This window comes from Proteus sp. G2300 (assembly GCF_009915965.1).
Classification (GTDB): Bacteria; Pseudomonadota; Gammaproteobacteria; order Enterobacterales; family Enterobacteriaceae; genus Proteus; species Proteus vulgaris.
Genome location: NZ_JAABNK010000024.1, coordinates 280079 through 298234, shown reverse-complemented (window position 1 = coordinate 298234; position 18156 = coordinate 280079). Strand labels below are relative to the sequence as shown.

Sequence of the window (18156 nt, the reverse complement as noted above, 5' to 3'; positions counted from 1 at the left end):
TGTCAGTGAGTGAGCTATTAATATAATGAGAAGCGAATAAATAGGTAAGAAAAAAGGCCATTACATTTTACTGTAATGGCCTTTTTCTTTATGTTTTTATCGTTATTTTTACCGACAAATTAACGTTTTAACGCATCTGTTAATTCGCTACGAATTTCAGCTAATAATGCTCTAACGACACGTGGGTTACCAGCAACAATATTACCTGTTTGTAGGTAGCCGTGGTTACCAGTAAAGTCAGAAACGATAGCACCTGCTTCACGAGCAATTAACTCACCGCCTAAGAAATCCCAAGGTTTTAAGCCAATCTCAAAAAAACCATCAACACGGCCAGCGGCAACATAAGCTAAATCTAAAGCTGCTGAACCTGTACGACGGAAATCAGCACAAGGAACAAACAGTTTACCTAACATGTTCATATAAGCAGCTGAATGTTGTTTACTTTTGAATGGGAAACCAGTTGCAAGAACAGCACCATCTAAATCACGAGCATTAGAGCCACGTAGACGATAACCATTTAATTGAGCGCCTTGACCACGAACGGCTGAGAATAATTCATTGCGCATAGGATCATAAACAACAGCCACTTCAGTACGGCCTTTAATGCGTACAGCGATAGAAACAGAGAAGTGTGGAAGACGTTTAATGAAGTTAGTCGTGCCATCAAGTGGATCAATAACCCATTGTATGTCGTGATCTTCACCGAGTAACTCGCCACTTTCTTCCGTAATAATGGTGTGTTTTGGATAAGATTTACGGATGATTTCAATGATTGCTTGTTCTGCGTCACGGTCAACATTAGTGACAAAATCATTGGTACCTTTCTGATTAGTTTCTACAGATTCAGGATTTTCGTAATTTTTGGCGATTAAATTACCAGCCTTACGTGCGGCACGTATGGCAATATTCAGCATCGGATGCATGGTTATCTTCCACAAGATGTTAAAGAACGGGGATAAAAAACGTGCGAGAGTATAACAGGCATTCGTGTTTCTGGCTACAATTGTGATAAAATAGATGGATCACAAAGCAATTAACAAGAAATCAATGTTAGAAAATATTCGCATCATCCTTGTAGAAACCTCGCATACAGGCAATATGGGCTCCACAGCTCGAGCTATGAAAACTATGGGATTAACTAATCTTTATTTTGTTAATCCAAAAGAAAAACCAGATTCACATTCTATTGCCCTATCAGCAGGTGCAAGTGATGTTATTGGCAATGCACATATTGTTAATAGTATCGATGAAGCGATTGAAGGCTGTGGTTTAGTCATAGGAACAAGTGCCCGTAGCCGTACACTTTCTTGGCCAATGCTTGCACCACGTGAATGTGGTGAACGCTGTGTTATGGAAGCTCAAAATAAACCCGTTGCAGTAATTTTTGGTCGTGAACGTACGGGGTTAACTAATGAAGAATTACAAAAATGTGATTTTCATCTGTATGTTCCGACTAATCCAGAATATGGCTCTTTAAATTTAGCGATGGCTGTTCAGCTTGTTTGTTATGAAATTCGAATGGCAGCACTTGCTCAAGAAGAAAAACAAGAGGAAAATAACCTATCAGAGATTGATTATCCACCCGCAGAGGATATTGAACGTTTTTATGTTCACCTAGAGCAGGTACTTAATGAGTCTGGCTTTATTCGCCCTAAACATCCAGGGCAAGTGATGAGCCGTTTACGCCGTCTATTTACGCGTGCACGTCCAGAAACACAAGAGCTTCATATCTTACGTGGTATTCTAACATCAGTTGAGAAATGGGCTAAGAAATAGAGGGCAAAGTTGATTAACTTAAGTCAACGTTTGTCTGAGTATAATACTTGACTAAAACACTCGGATAAATAGTTGACTAAATTACTCGGGAATGACACAATTTGATTATTGTTCACCACGGAGTATTTGTTATGAGACTGACATCAAAAGGGCGTTACGCAGTTACTGCAATGCTTGATGTTGCATTGCATTCACAGCAAGGTCCTGTCCCCCTCGCTGATATTTCAGAGCGTCAAGGGATTTCCCTTTCTTATCTTGAGCAGCTTTTCTCGCGTTTGCGTAAAAATGAATTAGTCGCAAGTGTTCGTGGTCCTGGTGGTGGCTATTTATTAGGCCGTGATGCTGGGCAAATTTTTGTTGCTCAAGTTATTTCTGCGGTTGATGAATCTGTCGATGCTACCCGTTGTCAGGGTAACAAAGAAGGTTGTCAAGGTGGCGATCGTTGCCTGACTCATACTTTGTGGCGTGATTTAAGTGATCGTATAACCAGTTTCCTAAGCAGTATCAGCCTTGAAGAGTTAGTGAATAACGAAGAGGTTATGGATGTCGCCGATCGTCAAGACAATGAAAAACGCCATGCTATCAATGGTCGTTTACAAGAAACCATTGTTAATATGCGAGTTTAACGGCGATCTCTAGGTAGGCAAAAACAAAATTATTAAAGAAGATCCGTCGTCTTTGGAGTTAGTGAGCAATGAAATTACCCATTTATCTAGACTATTCGGCAACCACTCCTGTTGATCCACGAGTTGCTGAAAAAATGATGCAATGCCTAACTATTGATGGCATTTTTGGTAACCCAGCCTCTCGTTCACACCGTTTTGGTTGGCAAGCAGAAGAAGCTATTGATATCGCACGTAATCAGATTGCTGATTTAATCGGTGCTGATCCTCGTGAAATTGTATTCACATCAGGTGCAACTGAAGCTGACAATCTTGCACTAAAAGGTGTTGCTAACTTTTACCAGAAAAAAGGTAAGCACATCATCACTTCAAAAACTGAACATAAAGCGATTTTAGATACTTGTCGCCAACTTGAGCGTGAAGGTTTTGAAGTCACTTATTTAGCACCAAAAAGTGATGGTCTGATAGACCTTAAAGAACTTGAAGACGCGATGCGTGAAGATACAATTTTAGTTTCTATCATGCATGTAAACAACGAAATTGGTGTTGTTCAAGATATTGCTGCTATCGGTGAATTATGCCGTAGCAAAGGAATTATTTACCACGTAGATGCAACACAAAGCGTTGGTAAACTACCTATTGATCTTTCTAAGTTAAAAGTTGATTTACTTTCTCTTTCTGCGCATAAAGTTTACGGCCCTATGGGAATTGGTGCGCTTTATGTTCGTCGTAAACCTCGCATTCGTTTAGAAGCACAAATGCATGGTGGCGGGCATGAGCGTGGTATGCGTTCAGGTACATTAGCTGTTCACCAAATTGTGGGTATGGGCGAAGCTTACCGTATTTTGAAAGAAGAAATGGCTGATGAAACTAAACGTTTAAACGAATTACGTTTGCGTTTGTGGAATGGCATTAAAGATATTGAAGAAGTTTATATCAACGGTTCTTTAGAACACACTGCGCCAAATATTCTTAATGTAAGTTTCAACTATGTTGAAGGTGAATCATTAATGATGGCACTGAAAGATCTTGCTGTTTCTTCAGGTTCAGCCTGTACTTCAGCAAGTTTAGAACCTTCTTATGTACTGCGTGCTTTAGGGTTAACTGATGAACTTGCACACAGTTCTATTCGCTTCTCTCTGGGGCGTTTCACCACAGAAGAAGAAATAGATTATGCAATTAAACAAATCCACAGTGCTATCGGTCGCCTACGTGATCTTTCGCCACTTTGGGATATGCATAAACAAGGTGTTGATATCAACAGTATCGAATGGTCTCACCATTAATCAGACGTTTTCAGGAGTTAAATCATGGCTTATAGCGATAAAGTAATTGATCATTATGAAAACCCTCGTAACGTGGGCTCATTTGATAACAACGACCCTTCTGTAGGAAGTGGTATGGTAGGTGCACCCGCTTGTGGTGACGTCATGAAATTACAAATCAAAGTTGATGATAACGGTGTAATTGAAGATGCACGTTTTAAAACTTATGGTTGTGGTTCAGCGATTGCATCAAGTTCATTGGTGACAGAATGGATGAAAGGCAAAACACTAGATGAAGCCGAATCCATCAAGAATACCGCCATTGCCGAAGAGTTAGAATTGCCACCCGTGAAAATTCACTGTTCAATTCTTGCAGAAGATGCAATAAAAGCAGCGATTGCAGACTATAAAAGCAAACGCCAAGGCAAGTAATTGTCTTTTATAATAAAAAAATAAAATATTGGCGGATGCTGAAGCTTTTTTTCAGTATCCGCTTTCGTTCTTTATGAGTGAGGTGTGCCATGTCAATTTCCCTTACAGAATCCGCCGCTAATCGTGTTCGCTCTTTCCTGTCTAATCGTGGTAAAGGTGAAGGTTTGCGTTTAGGCGTAAGAACATCCGGTTGTTCTGGAATGGCTTATGTTCTTGAATTTGCTGATGTCATCAATGACGAAGATACTGTTTTTGAAGACAAAGGTGTGAAAGTTATCATTGATGGTAAAAGCATGGTCTATTTAGATGGAACTGAGCTTGATTTCGTCAAAGAAGGATTAAACGAAGGCTTTAAATTTAACAACCCCAATGTATCAAATGAGTGTGGTTGTGGTGAAAGCTTCACCGTGTAATTTATGTTAAAACACGGTATTAACGTTAATTAATCCAAGAGTAGATGTATGGACTATTTCACACTATTAGGCATGCCTAATTGTTTTGATATTGATAAACAGCAACTTGTTACACGTTATCAAGATATGCAACGTCAGTATCATCCAGACCGTTTTGCGGGTAAATCTGATAAAGAGCAGGTTCAAGCTATCTCGTTTGCTTCAACTATCAATCAGGCTTATCAAACCTTAAAAAATCCACTCTCTAGAGCTGAATACATACTCTCATTACACGGTATCGATATTGCCAATGAGCAACAAACAATGCACGATACTGCATTTTTAATGGAGCAACTCTCATTACGCGAAGAGCTGGATAACATTGAGCACAGTGCTGATGCCGAAAGTTTGTTAGCTGATTTTTCTATGCGTTTAGAAAAAATGTACACAGTACGCTATGACGAAATGGTCAAAACGCTAGATAGCCAAACTTGGGATATTGCTGCTGATAATGTGAGAAAATTACGTTTTCTCGCAAAATTAAAAGAGCAAGTAGAGCAACTTGAAGAACGCTTGTTTGATGGTTTTTAAGGGAAACTGTTATGTCATTATTACAAATTAGTGAACCAGGTCAAACGCCTGCACCGCATCAGCGCAGACTTGCAGCAGGTATTGATTTAGGAACGACACACTCATTAGTTGCCACTGTACGTAGTGGGCAAGCCGAAGCGCTTTCAGACAACGAAGGTCGCTATTTATTGCCATCTGTTGTGCAGTATCAAGTTGATAATATCAACGTTGGTTGGAATGCTAAAAAAGAAGCAGAAAAAGATCCTGCTAACACGATAAGTTCAATTAAAAGAATGGTGGGTCGCTCACTAAGTGATGTGACAAGCCGTTATCCAAATCTTCCTTATCATTTTCATGAAAATGACAATGGATTACCGTTAATTAAAACAGTGGCGGGCATTGTCGATCCAATCCAAGTCTCTGCTGACATCTTAAAAGCATTGGCAGATCGTGCAACACAATCATTAGGTGGTGAGCTTGATGGTGTTGTGGTCACAGTACCTGCGTATTTTGATGATGCTCAACGCCAAGGTACAAAAGAAGCGGCTCGTCGTGCGGGGTTGCATGTTTTACGTTTATTAAACGAACCAACAGCAGCGGCTATCGCTTATGGTTTAGATTCAGGAAAAGAGGGCACCATTGTTGTTTATGACTTAGGTGGTGGGACTTTTGATATTTCTGTTTTACGTTTAACTAAAGGTGTTTTTGAAGTTTTGGCAACCGGTGGTGATACCGCTTTAGGTGGCGATGATTTTGATACGATGCTGGCGGATTGGATAAGAGAACGCGCAGGTTTTGGCCATCAAAAAGATGCTGTATTACAACGTCAATTGCTTGATGTTGCATCAGAAACTAAAATTGCATTAAGTAATAGTGATGTTGCTGATATCAGTATTAATGGTTGGAAAGGTGAAATTACTCGTGCAGAGTTTGAGTCATTAATTCAATCTTTAGTAAAACGTACTCTTTTATCTGTTCGTCGCGCATTAAAAGATGCCGGTGTTGAAATAGATGAGATCCTCGAAGTGGTTATGGTTGGTGGTTCGACGCGTGTGCCATTAGTTCGCCAAATGGTGGGTGATTATTTTAAACGTGAACCTTTAACCTCTATCGATCCAGATAAAGTGGTTGCCATAGGTGCTTCCATCCAAGCTGACATTTTGGTGGGTAATAAACCTGATAGTGAAATGTTGTTGCTGGATGTTATTCCGCTTTCTCTTGGCCTTGAAACGATGGGCGGATTAGTTGAGAAGGTTATTCCTCGCAATACCACCATTCCTGTTGCTAGAGCACAAGAATTTACAACATTTAAAGATGGCCAAACAGCTATGAGTGTTCATGTTGTTCAAGGTGAGCGTGAATTGGTTAGCGATTGTCGTTCTCTAGCTCGTTTTACATTACGTGGTATTCCACCGATGGCGGCGGGTGGTGCTCATATTCGTGTGACATTCCAAGTTGATGCTGATGGCTTATTGAGTGTCAGTGCTATGGAAAAATCAACGGGTGTTGAAGCCTCAGTACAAGTCAAACCCTCTTATGGTCTTAGTGATACTGACATCGCTAAGATGATCCAATCTTCGATGGAAAATGCCCAAGAAGATTTACAAGCTCGTCGTCTAGCCGAGCAAAAAGTCGAAGCAGCGCGTGTGTTAGAAAGTTTAACCGCAGCATTAGAAGAAGATGCTCATCTGTTAAATGAAGATGAGAAAATCGCTATCGACAAAGTTGTAGATACCTTAATAGAGAGCGTTGAAGGGACAGATCCTGTTGCCATTGAAAACGCGATTAAACTACTGGATAAGCAAACTCAGGATTTTGCAGCGCGTCGAATGGATTCCTCTATTCGTCAAGCGTTGGCAGGTCATTCTGTGGACGAGATATAACTATGCCTAAAATTGTATTTTTACCCCATAGCACACTGTGCCCTGAAGGTGCTGTTGTTGACGCAACAGAAGGTGAGTCAATTCTTGATGTTGCATTACGCAATGGTATTGAAATCGAGCATGCTTGTGAAATGTCTTGTGCATGTACAACTTGCCACTGTGTGGTACGTGAAGGTTTTGATTCACTAGAAGAGAGCTCAGAGCTTGAAGACGATATGCTAGATAAAGCATGGGGTTTAGAGCCAGAAAGTCGTTTAAGTTGCCAAGCTAAAGTGACTGACGAAGATTTAGTCGTTGAGATCCCTAAATATTCGATTAACCATGCAAGAGAGCACTAATTTTAGGAGCCAAGTATGAAATGGAGTGATACGCGTGAAATAGGGGAAGCATTATATGATCTTTACCCTGACACCGATCCTAAAACGGTACGCTTTACTGATATGCATCAGTGGATCTGTGATTTAGACGGTTTTGATGACGATCCACAAAAATCAAATGAAAAAATTCTTGAAGCTATTTTGCTTGTTTGGCTTGATGAATTTGAATAAATGATGACATTGTAAATTGAAAAGACTGGCTTATTGCCGGTCTTTTTGCATTATGAACTTTCACCTTTTACGTTGTCAGTGATTTAAAAATAACCATAAAGAGGGAAGTTCAGATATTTTATTGTGAGATCTTCTTCGAGGAATATCATGTAAATGTAGAAGAACACTGAGGGGGAATAGTGACCTCTTGGTTTTTGCAGTAAATTGATCACGCTAAACGATAAATATCTGGTAGTCTGAATAGGTTAACTGCCACCAGTAATAATAAGTGAGATAATAAATGAATAAACAAATTATGCCTATCATGCTGTCAAATGAACCTGCAGCAGCATGTTGGGGAGAAAAAGCACTAATTAGCACTAGCGAAACAGGCATGACAATCCATTTAACGGAAGAAAACCGTTTAGGCGCTATTCAGCGTGGTGGACGTAAAGTTGATAGCCAAGGTATTCGTAATGTTGCTCTTGTTGGCGAAGGTTGGGATATAGAGCGTAGCTGGGCTTTTTGGTTAGGCTTTAGAGCACCTAAAGGCGCCCGTTCTATCGAATGGCCACAATTGAGCGAAGCGGATAAACACGAATTAGAATCACGTATTCGTATCGTTGATTGGGTTAGAGACACGATTAATACACCAGCTGAAGAATTAGGCCCAGAGCAACTGGCACAACGTACGGTGGATCTTTTCTGTGGTCTGGATAAAGACGATATCAGCTATAAGATCACTAAAGGCGCAGATCTGCGCGAACAAAACTATGCTGGTATTTATACTGTAGGCCGTGGCTCTTCTCGTGATCCTGTCTATTTAGCATTAGATTTTAACCCAACCAAAGATAGCGATGCTCCTGTATTTGCTTGTTTAGTCGGTAAAGGTATTACTTTTGACTCTGGTGGTTATAGCATCAAACCTTCATCATCAATGAATTCAATGAAAGCCGATATGGGGGGAGCTGCAACGTTAGCGGGCGCTTTAGCATTAGCGATTACTCGTGGTTTGAATAAACGCGTGAAATTGTTGCTGTGTATTGCAGATAACATGGTCAGTGGTAATGCCTTTAAATTAGGTGATATTATTCGTTACCGTAATGGTAAATCAGTTGAAATTATGAATACGGATGCGGAAGGCCGTTTAGTATTAGCGGATGGCTTAATTGATGCAAGCAATATTGCACCAGAATTGATTATTGATGCTGCAACATTAACAGGTGCAGCTAAAGTCGCTGTGGGTAATGACTATCATTCAGTATTAAGTTTCGATGACCAATTAGCGAATGAATTATTGGCAAGTGCTGAACAAGAAAATGAATTATTCTGGCGTTTACCATTAGCTGATTTTCACCGTAGCCAATTGCCTTCAAGTTTTGCTGATCTGAATAATATTGCCGCACCTTCGCATACTGCGGGAGCAAGTACAGCCGCCGCTTTCTTATCGCACTTTGTCACTGACTATAAAAAAGGTTGGGTACATATCGATTGTTCAGCAACTTACAGAAAATCTTCTGTCGAACAATGGGCAGCAGGTGCGACAGGTTATGGTGTGCGTTCTATCGCAAATCTGTTATTAGCAAAAGCAAAATAATAAACGTTATTGGATTTGGAGTTCGTAATGGGTGTATCTGAACAATTTGAGACACAAGAAATTGTTTCTGTTGAAGGTTCTTCTCTAACATTAAGTATACTAGAGCCACAGCCTGAAAAACTGACAATGGCATTAAGCGAATTTTTTGGTGAACATAAACCTATTCGCCGAGCTTTTATTGTTAATGCTCAGGAGCAAGATAATGAAGAATCGTTTTATCTTATTGGGTTAGAGATAACTGGAGAAGAAGACGTCATTGCGCAGATACTCCCACAAGCTGCAGGCGCTACTTTTGAATATCTAGAAGAAGGTCAATCTCTTGATTTTTGTTTTGTAAATAAAGAGGAAAAAGGGGTGAGTCATTTTATGATCCATCACGTATCACCTTTTTATCAACGCAAATTAGGTGGCTTCCTAAGAAAGGGAATTCCAATCGTTAATTTAAATACCTAATCGACCTTCCTATATTTAGGCGATATCTCATGAGATATCGCTTTTTTTTATCCTATAATAGAAAATTGACTAGATTAGCAAATTGTTTGCATTTTCACATAACACATTGTTTTATTGTAACTTTATTTTTAATGTGAAAATAGAGGTACTTTTCACTGTAAAGAATTTCGTCATATTCGATAAAATATAGCCAATATTGTTATTTTTTATCTTATTAGAACAAAGAAAAATCTATATTATCTCTGCCCAGCCTGTATAAACATCGGATTATTCAGGGGTTGAATTTAAAGGAAATGGATATGAATCAAAACCAATTTAGACAATATACAGAAAAGAGGGGCTATCGTTGGTGCTCGCTTGCTGTTGTATTGGCGTCTGTGTTGGCACTGACTGGTTGTGATGACAAAGCTGATGAAAGCGCATCATCAACAGACAAAGCGCAAAACACACAAACAACTGAGCAACAAAATTCAGCTCAAAAAACACCCGACACCGCCACTCAAACTAGCGAAAAATCAGCAGTTACAACAAAAACGAATAATGAAACTGCATTAAAAAGCAAAGAAGTTCGTGATGAGTTGGCTATGCGTTTTGCAGGAAAAGATGTCACTGTATTAGATGCATCAGAATTGCAACGTGATGGCGCGAGTACCATGGTGGTGACTTTCTCTGTACCACTTGATCCAGACCAAAAGTTTGATAACGTCATTCATCTTGTTGATACCAAAAAAGGAAAATTAGAAGGTGCGTGGGAGTTATCGGATAACCTGATGGAATTGCGTTTCCGTCATTTACCACCGTCTACAGAATTAAATTTAACCATTGATGAAAAAATCAAAGGTATTAATGAGCGTACATTAACGACGCCTTTTAGTCAGAAGTTGACCACAGAAGAAATTTTTCCTTCGGTTGGATTTACCAGTAAAGGATCGTTATTACCGTTTGATGCGGCTGAAGGCTTACCTATTATTGCCTTAAATGTAGATCAAGTGGATGTTAACTTTTTCCGTGTAAAAGACGAGCAATTGGCTCAATTCTTAACGCAATGGGAAAGCCGTTCCAATATTAACTATTGGGAATCAGATGAATTTTTATCTCAAGCTGATTTGATTTATACCGGCCGTTTCGAGCTAAATACAGAAAGAAACACCCGTGAAAATGTATTATTACCACTAAAATCAATAGATGCTCTGAAAAAAGAAGGTGCCTATATTGCTGTAATGCAACAAGCGGGTAAATACTCTTATACGGTTCCTGCTACGGTATTCACTTTTAGTGATATCGGACTGTCGATGCACAGCTATCTTGATACAATAGATATTTTTACCCAATCACTTAAAAATGGTGTTGCATTAGATAAAGTAGAAATTCGGCTGTTGGATGAAAAAGGTGGGCTTATTTCTAAAGCTCAAACCGATAGTCAAGGACATGCGACACTTGATAAAAGTGATAAAGCTCGTTTATTAATGGCTATTCGTGATGGTCAAACGAGTATGATTGATTTGCGTAAACCTGCACTTGATCTTTCTGAGTTTGATATAGGTGGTCCTCAAGGTTATAGCAAACAATTTTTTGCCTTTGGCCCTCGTGATCTCTATCGTCCCGGTGAAACCTTAATTGTTAATGCATTACTGCGTGATGGCGATGGTAATCCAATTAAAGAACAGCCTGTTAAAGTTGACTTACTCAAAACGGATGGCCAAGTTTCACGTAGTTTTGTATGGCAACCTGAAAATGGGCTTTACCAATTAAAGTTAACTATTCCTACTGATGAAAATACGGGTACGCGTACTTTACGTTTTGATATTGGTGATGGTACACCTCGTTTCTATGAGTTTCAGGTAGAAGACTTTATGCCAGAGCGAATGGCATTAGAAATCACCGGTAAAAAAGGCATTTTATTAAGCGGTAATGACGCTTATTTTGATATCAAAGGTCGCTATCTTTATGGCGCACCGGCCGCGGATAATCGCTTACAAGGGCAAGTTTTCTTAAAAAGCACTCGTGAAGCCGTGAGTCAATTGCCTGGCTATGAATTTGGTTCTGTAAAAGATGAAAACTTTAGCCGTTTACTGGATGAGTTTGAACTTAATTTAGACTCTGATGGTGAAGGTGAGTTAAGCGTTGATAGTGAACGCTATGCTGAGTTGAAATCACCAATCAATATTATTCTACAAGCAAGCTTGCTTGAAGCGGGTGGGCGCCCTGTGACTCGCCGTTATCAGCAAGCTGTTTGGCCTGCTACTCATCTTGCGGGTATTCGTCCAGTCTTCCCTAAAAAAGAAGTTTATGACTATCGTACGGACAAATATAAATCAGGTTACAGTGTTGATGAAAACTCAATGGCTGAATTTGAAATTGTCTATACAGATCAAGATGGTAAAAAGCTACCCGCTAACGATCTTAAAGTGAAGTTTATCTATGAGCGCCATGATTATTATTGGCGTTGGTCTAGTTCGAATGGCTGGGAATCTGGTTATAACGAAAAAGATCTGCAAATGGATGAACAAACCATCAAAATAGCGAAAGACGGCACAGCAAAAGTGGCCTTTCCTGTTGAATGGGGTTCTTACCGTATTGAAGTGGTCGATCCTAAAACAGAATTAGTCAGTAGTTTACGGTTCTGGGCGGGTTATTCTTGGATGGATAACACCGGTGGAACAGGTGCGGTAAGACCTGACCAAGTTAAACTTAAACTGGATAAAGAAGGTTATTTACCGGGCGAGAAAGTGAAGTTAAACATTGTAGCGCCTCATCCAGGTAAAGGTTATGTCTTACTAGAGTCGAGTAATGGGCCTTTATGGTGGCAAGAAATTGATGTACCAGAAAAAGGGCTTGATGTTGAAGTGCCTATTAACAAAGAATGGGCAAGACACGATCTCTATCTAACATCTGTGGTCGTAAGGCCAGGTGATACGTCAAAACAAGCGACTGTAAAACGTGCTGTTGGTATTTTGCATTTACCATTACAGGATAAAAACCGTCGTATTGATATTTCACTTGATGCACCTGAAAAAATTCGCCCTAACCAAGATTTAAAAATCCGCATTAAAGCGGATCCTGTTGCAGGTCAGCCATTACCTGAAAATATTAATGTGTTAGTTTCTGCAGTGGATACGGGTGTATTAAATATCACAGAATATAAAACGCCTGATCCTTACGATGCCTTCTTTGGTCGTAAACGTTACAGCATCGATCAATATGATGTTTATGGGCAATTAATTGAAGGGCAAGGTCGTTTAGCAAATCTACGTTTTGGTGGTGATGGTGGTGAAGCAGCTGCGTTATCTCGTGGTGGTAAAAAACCGTTAACAGATGTGCAAATCATTGCCCAACAAACAGCACCTATAAAATTAAATGCCCAAGGTGAGGGGGAAGTTTCCTTACCTATTCCTGAATTTAATGGCGAAGTGCGTTTAATGGCCCAAGCTTGGACAGCTGATAAATTTGGTAGCCAAGAAGGCAAAGTGGTTATAGCGGCTCCTTTAGTGACCCAACTTTCATTGCCTCGATTTATGGCGGGTGGTGATAATGCACTGTTGTCTTTAGATCTAACCAATCTTACCGATGATGCACAATCTATTACGTTAAATTACACCGCGTCTGGTCTGGTGGGATTAGGAGGTGCAGAAAGTAAAACGGTATCGCTGACAAAAGGTGAACGTACTCAAATTCAAATTCCAGTAAAAGCCAAACATGGCTTTGGTCAAGGTGAATTCTCACTGTCTATTTATGGTATTAAAGTACCAGGTGAACAAATTAAGCCTTATCACAACACATGGAATATAGGTGTTCGTCCTGCTTATCCGGCAGAAACACTCCATTATGCAAGTACGTTACAAGATGGTGAGACGTGGCGTTTGCCAACAGACGTTTTAAATCGTTTTAATCACTCAACGCTTGAAGGTGAATTATTACTGACAAGCCGTCCTCCATTACAGATTGCACGTTATGTAAGAGAGTTGTTTGCTTACCCTTATGGTTGCTTAGAACAAACCGTCAGTGGGCTTTATCCTTCTTTATATTCAACAGAAAAAGAGTTAAAGCAATTAGGAATTAAAACGCAAACAGATGCAGATAGAAAAGTAGCGATTGAAAAAGGTATTGCCCACCTGCTGACAATGCAAAAAGCAGAGGGAGGATTCTCTTTATGGAGCCAAGATGGACGTGAAGAGTATTGGTTAACCGCCTATGCCACTGACTTTTTATTCCGCGCTTCACAACAAGGTTATGCTGTTCCAGCGGATCCATTAAAACGTGCCAATGATCGCTTATTACGTTATTTACAAGATAAAAGCTTAGTTAACTATGAATATGCGGTTAACCAAGATGCTGCCCGTTTCTCTGCTAGAGCATACGCAGCACTGGTATTAGCGAATCAGCAAAAAGCACCTTTAGGTGAATTACGTCGCCTTTACCTTGAGCGAAATGATGCTGGTAGTGGCCTGGCGTTAGTTCAATTAGGCATTGCATTAAAACTGATGGGTGATAACAGTCGTGCAGAAGGTTTAATTGCAGAAGGTGTTACGACTACTCGTAAATATAATTATGGGTTAGGTGATTACGGTAGTGTTATTCGTGACCAAGCGTTAATTATTGCTTTATTAAGTGAAAATAATCTTGAAACACAATCTCGTGATGCAAGTGTGATTACGTTATCAGATAACTTAACGAGTCGTGAATGGTTCTCAACACAAGAAAGCAACTCTTTATATCTTGCGGGTCGCTTCTTTATTAATATGTCTGAGCAACCTTGGGAAGTCGCTGTAAATCGCCAAGTCCCTGCAATCAGTAGCGATCGTGCGGTGAATGAAACATTAACATCAACGCAATTACAAGAAGGGTTGGAGCTAAACAACCGTGGTGGTGCTGCAATTTATTCTCGTATGAATATCGTAGGCTATCCGAAAGTGGCTCCTGCACCTTATAGTAACGTGTTAAATGTTCATCGTAGTTATTACGACTTGAAAGGAAATCGTGTTCATCCAAATCGCTTACAAAGTGGTGAAATGCTGGTAGTGAAACTGGAAGTTTCAGCAAATAGAGATGTGCCTGATGCTTTAGTTGTTGATTTATTACCAGCTGGTCTGGAAATTGAAAACCAAAATTTAGCATCAAGCAGTGCAAGTTTAAGTGATAGTGCGGCTGACTTGCAGGAGTTTATCGACGATATGGGGCAAGCAAATATTAAGCACCTTGAGTATCGTGATGATCGGTTTGTTGCTGCGGTTTCTGTAGATAGATATCGCCCGACAACCTTACTTTATTTAGCAAGAGCAGTTACACCAGGGAGCTATCAAGTACCACCTCCACAAGTTGAATCAATGTATGTGCCTTACTGGCGAGCAATAGGTTCAACAGAAGCCAAGATTGATATTGTTCCTTAAATCTTGTAGCCCTTTCTTCGGAAGGGGCTTTTTCCTTTGAGTGATTGAATGAAACTAGGATATAAACGGCTCATTGCTGTTATCATTATTTTTCTGTTTGTAACGCCTATTTTGGCCTGGATCGCAGACAAAATTTGGCCTCTCCCTGATCCTGAACCTCAAATCGCAACGATTGTCACGGCGCAAGATGGCACCCCTCTTTGGCGCTTTGCTGACAAAGAGGGCGTGTGGCGTTATCACGTCAAACTTGCAGATGTTTCTCCTGAATATTTAGAAGCCCTCATTACCTATGAAGATCGCTGGTTTTATCAACATCCTGGCGTTAATCCAATGGCTATATTACGCGCAGCATGGCAAGACTTAAGTTCAGGAAGAATTGTGTCAGGGGGAAGTACATTATCAATGCAAGTAGCACGCCTTATTGATCCTCATTCTCGAACTTTAGGGGGGAAAATTAAACAGCTTTGGCGTACCTTGCAATTAGAATGGTATTACTCAAAAGATGAAATTCTGGAGATTTATCTTAATAAAGCACCTTTTGGCGGTACGTTAGAAGGTATTGGTGCGGCAAGTTGGGCTTATTTAGGTAAATCGCCCGCTGATTTGTCCGCGGGTGAAGCAACATTAATGGCTGTATTACCGCAAGCACCAAGTCGCTTGCGACCTGATAGATATCCTGAACGGGCTCAAGCTGCTCGTGATAAAGTGCTAGATAGGTTGGCAGAATATCAGATATGGCCACAAGAAAAAGTGGATGAAATTAAGGAAGAACAAGTCTTATTAGCACCAAGACAAACGCCACAATTGGCACCATTGCTTGCTCGTCGTATGTATAACGAAAAGCGAGATCCCGTAATTACAACAACGATTGATATTAATATTCAACGACAACTCGAAGATATTGCCAATCAATGGAAATATCAGCTAGCAGATAAAACATCTTTAGCTATTTTAGTTGTTGATCATACTGATATGAGCGTTAAAGGATATGTTGGTTCTGCGGATTTCAATGATAATTCGCGTTTTGGCCATGTTGATATGATCAGCGCATGGCGTTCACCGGGTTCAACATTAAAGCCATTTATTTATGCATTGGCATTAGATGAGGGGCTTATTCATGCAGAGTCACTCTTACAAGATGTTCCTCGCCAGTTTGAGAATTATCGTCCTGGTAATTTTGACTCCGGGTTTAATGGAGCTGTTAGTGCCAGTGAAGCATTAAGTCGCTCTTTGAATCTACCTGCGGTACAACTAATAGAAGTATATGGTGCAAAGAAGTTTGCAGCAAAACTGCGTCATAACCATCTTGAAATGCGTTTCCCTTATGGTTCAGAGCCAAATTTAGCTCTAATTTTAGGTGGAACAGCAACACGAATGGATGAACTTGTCTCCGCCTTTAGTGCGCTCGCAAGGCAAGGAAAAACAGCACCTTTGCGTTTTAAGCCAGAACAGATAATTGAAAATAGGGTGTTAATGTCGCCGGGCTCTGCGTGGATCACAAGGCGTATCTTAGCGGGAGAAGCCAGACCTCGTCCAGATAGTGCAATTTCGCCTGTTGTGCCTTTGGCTTGGAAAACAGGTACCAGTTATGGCTATCGTGATGCATGGTCTATTGGTGTGAATGCGCGTTACACCATTGGAGTTTGGGTAGGTAGACCCGATGGAACACCTGTTGCTGGACAATTTGGTTTTGCGACAGCGGTACCTATTATGAATCAGGTCAATAACTTACTCACAGGCTATTTTTATCAAAATAAACAGAGACCACCAATAGATTTACGACCTAATAGTGTGACAGCAGCGACGATCTGTTGGCCAACGGGTAAGGCATTACCTAAAGAAGATAGTAACTGTAGAGTCAGCCGTCGAAGTTGGATCTTAGATAACACAATTCCGCCTACTTTATTAAATGACAATCAAGAAGGCCTTTTGGGGATCAACGAAAAAATTTGGTTAGATAATGAAGGAAAACGAACAGGGCCTAATTGCCCTAATGCAGAGCTAAAAGATATTGCATTATGGCCGATAGCATTAGAAGCATGGTTACCTGAAAAAGAGCGTAGAGCAAAACGGTTACCTCCGATTTCTCAAACTTGTCCGCCTATTAAAGAAGACATCATTCCTCTGTTTATTTCAGGTATTCGTGCCGGTGATTTACTAAAGCCATTACCTGGTGAAACTAATCTAGAGATAACAGTTTCAACCCAAGGAGGAAGAGGTATGCAATGGTGGTTTTTGAATGGAGAACAAGTAGGGAAGACGGAAAACGGTGAAACGTTCTCTTATTTATTAGAGAAACGCGGTAAATATCAATTATCGGTGCTTGATCTAAGTGGTCAAACGAATATGGTTAATTTTATATTCCGTTAAACTGAAAGGATGAGATAAACGAGAACAGAGTGATTTTTAATTAAAAGACGCTTTGTTAATAAAGATAAAAGGATGATTAATAGTGTTTCATTATGGTTCTTTTTTATTCTTACTTTTTAGTTTGAACATGGAAAACATTAAAAATGTGATTAGATCGATAATTTATAACTTTTTTGCCACAGTTTCTTAAAAAAAAAGGTGATTCAATCTGTGCAATTCATTTTGATCCTCCTATAATCGAGCCCTTATTTTTTGCAGGGAATGCGGTTTTTGATTCGTTTTTCCATGATCTGCGATAAAAGAGATAACAAAAGTTATCATTAATAAAATAATTTAGAGGTAAGACATGGCTATTCAGCGCACTTTTTCTATTATTAAACCAAATGCAGTGAAAAAAAATGTTATTGGCGCTATCTATCATCGCTTTGAAAGTGCTGGTTTTCGCATCATTGCAGCTAAAATGTTGCATTTAACACGTGAACAAGCTGAAGGCTTTTATGAAGAGCACAAAGGCCGTCCTTTCTTTGATGGTTTAGTTGAATTTATGACTTCTGGTCCAATTATGGTTCAAGTATTAGAAGGCGAAAACGCGATCCAACGTCATCGTGATCTGATGGGCGCAACTAACCCAGATAACGCATTAGCAGGCACATTACGTGCTGACTACGCTGATAGCTTTACTGAAAACGCGGTACACGGTTCTGATTCGGAAGCGTCTGCGGCTCGCGAAATTGCCTACTTCTTCACTGAAAACGAAATTTGCGCGCGCTAATTTATTAGCATCTCTACGCGAAAAACAGTACAATGCGACGCCCTGTTTGATTATTAATAGGGCGTTTTTTATTATTGTTTAATTATACAAATATATAAGTATCCCATTA

The 18156-nt window shown here is 40.0% G+C and carries 15 protein-coding genes; 14 read left to right on the top strand and 1 reads right to left on the bottom strand.

The window, feature by feature from the left end; all coding sequences use genetic code 11:
* Nucleotides 1-119: 119 nt before the first annotated feature.
* Nucleotides 120-923 (bottom strand): inositol-1-monophosphatase, encoded by an 804-nt coding sequence (gene suhB / locus GWI97_RS15835; RefSeq protein WP_023581619.1) that lies wholly within the window; start codon nucleotides 921-923, stop codon nucleotides 120-122.
* Between the two features lie 124 nt (nucleotides 924-1047).
* Here suhB and trmJ point away from each other — a divergent pair, with 124 nt between their 5' ends.
* The 14 genes from trmJ to ndk all read left to right on the top strand — a co-directional run bounded on the left by trmJ (nucleotide 1048) and on the right by ndk (nucleotide 18047).
* On the top strand, nucleotides 1048-1776 hold the full coding sequence (trmJ, locus tag GWI97_RS15830) for a tRNA (cytosine(32)/uridine(32)-2'-O)-methyltransferase TrmJ (RefSeq protein ID WP_036935388.1): 729 nt from the start codon (nucleotides 1048-1050) through the stop codon (nucleotides 1774-1776).
* A gap of 131 nt (nucleotides 1777-1907) precedes the next feature.
* Nucleotides 1908-2402, top strand: a complete 495-nt coding sequence (iscR, locus tag GWI97_RS15825) for a Fe-S cluster assembly transcriptional regulator IscR (RefSeq protein ID WP_006533450.1) — start codon at nucleotides 1908-1910, stop codon at nucleotides 2400-2402.
* Between the two features lie 68 nt (nucleotides 2403-2470).
* A complete protein-coding gene (locus GWI97_RS15820; protein ID WP_036935390.1) occupies nucleotides 2471-3685 on the top strand; it encodes an IscS subfamily cysteine desulfurase in 1215 nt (404 codons plus the stop codon).
* Between the two features lie 24 nt (nucleotides 3686-3709).
* Entirely contained in the window at nucleotides 3710-4096 is a 387-nt protein-coding gene (iscU, locus tag GWI97_RS15815) for a Fe-S cluster assembly scaffold IscU (protein ID WP_036935393.1), read from the top strand.
* A gap of 89 nt (nucleotides 4097-4185) precedes the next feature.
* The gene (gene iscA, locus GWI97_RS15810; protein WP_036935396.1) at nucleotides 4186-4509 is read left to right on the top strand and encodes an iron-sulfur cluster assembly protein IscA; all 324 of its coding nucleotides are present in this window, start codon (nucleotides 4186-4188) and stop codon (nucleotides 4507-4509) included.
* Nucleotides 4510-4557: 48 nt separating this feature from the next.
* On the top strand, nucleotides 4558-5079 hold the full coding sequence (hscB, locus tag GWI97_RS15805; RefSeq protein WP_036935399.1) for a co-chaperone HscB: 522 nt from the start codon (nucleotides 4558-4560) through the stop codon (nucleotides 5077-5079).
* A gap of 11 nt (nucleotides 5080-5090) precedes the next feature.
* Nucleotides 5091-6941, top strand: coding sequence for a Fe-S protein assembly chaperone HscA (hscA, locus tag GWI97_RS15800; protein WP_036935402.1), 1851 nt, complete (start codon nucleotides 5091-5093; stop codon nucleotides 6939-6941).
* A 2-nt stretch (nucleotides 6942-6943) separates the two neighbouring features.
* Complete coding sequence (gene fdx / locus GWI97_RS15795; RefSeq protein ID WP_006533442.1) at nucleotides 6944-7279, top strand: ISC system 2Fe-2S type ferredoxin; 336 nt, start codon at nucleotides 6944-6946, stop codon at nucleotides 7277-7279.
* Nucleotides 7280-7294: 15 nt separating this feature from the next.
* Nucleotides 7295-7489 (top strand): Fe-S cluster assembly protein IscX, encoded by a 195-nt coding sequence (gene iscX / locus GWI97_RS15790; RefSeq protein WP_036935405.1) that lies wholly within the window; start codon nucleotides 7295-7297, stop codon nucleotides 7487-7489.
* Nucleotides 7490-7769: 280 nt separating this feature from the next.
* Nucleotides 7770-9065, top strand: coding sequence for an aminopeptidase PepB (gene pepB / locus GWI97_RS15785; protein WP_036935407.1), 1296 nt, complete (start codon nucleotides 7770-7772; stop codon nucleotides 9063-9065).
* A 27-nt stretch (nucleotides 9066-9092) separates the two neighbouring features.
* The gene (locus tag GWI97_RS15780; protein ID WP_036935410.1) at nucleotides 9093-9518 is read left to right on the top strand and encodes an enhanced serine sensitivity protein SseB C-terminal domain-containing protein; all 426 of its coding nucleotides are present in this window, start codon (nucleotides 9093-9095) and stop codon (nucleotides 9516-9518) included.
* A 293-nt stretch (nucleotides 9519-9811) separates the two neighbouring features.
* Nucleotides 9812-14905: an alpha-2-macroglobulin family protein gene (locus tag GWI97_RS15775; RefSeq protein WP_087803282.1), complete on the top strand. Its 5094-nt coding sequence runs from the start codon at nucleotides 9812-9814 to the stop codon at nucleotides 14903-14905.
* A 48-nt stretch (nucleotides 14906-14953) separates the two neighbouring features.
* Nucleotides 14954-17275, top strand: a complete 2322-nt coding sequence (pbpC, locus tag GWI97_RS15770) for a peptidoglycan glycosyltransferase PbpC (RefSeq protein ID WP_036935415.1) — start codon at nucleotides 14954-14956, stop codon at nucleotides 17273-17275.
* Nucleotides 17276-17621: 346 nt separating this feature from the next.
* On the top strand, nucleotides 17622-18047 hold the full coding sequence (gene ndk, locus GWI97_RS15765; RefSeq protein ID WP_036935417.1) for a nucleoside-diphosphate kinase: 426 nt from the start codon (nucleotides 17622-17624) through the stop codon (nucleotides 18045-18047).
* Nucleotides 18048-18156 lie beyond the last annotated feature (109 nt).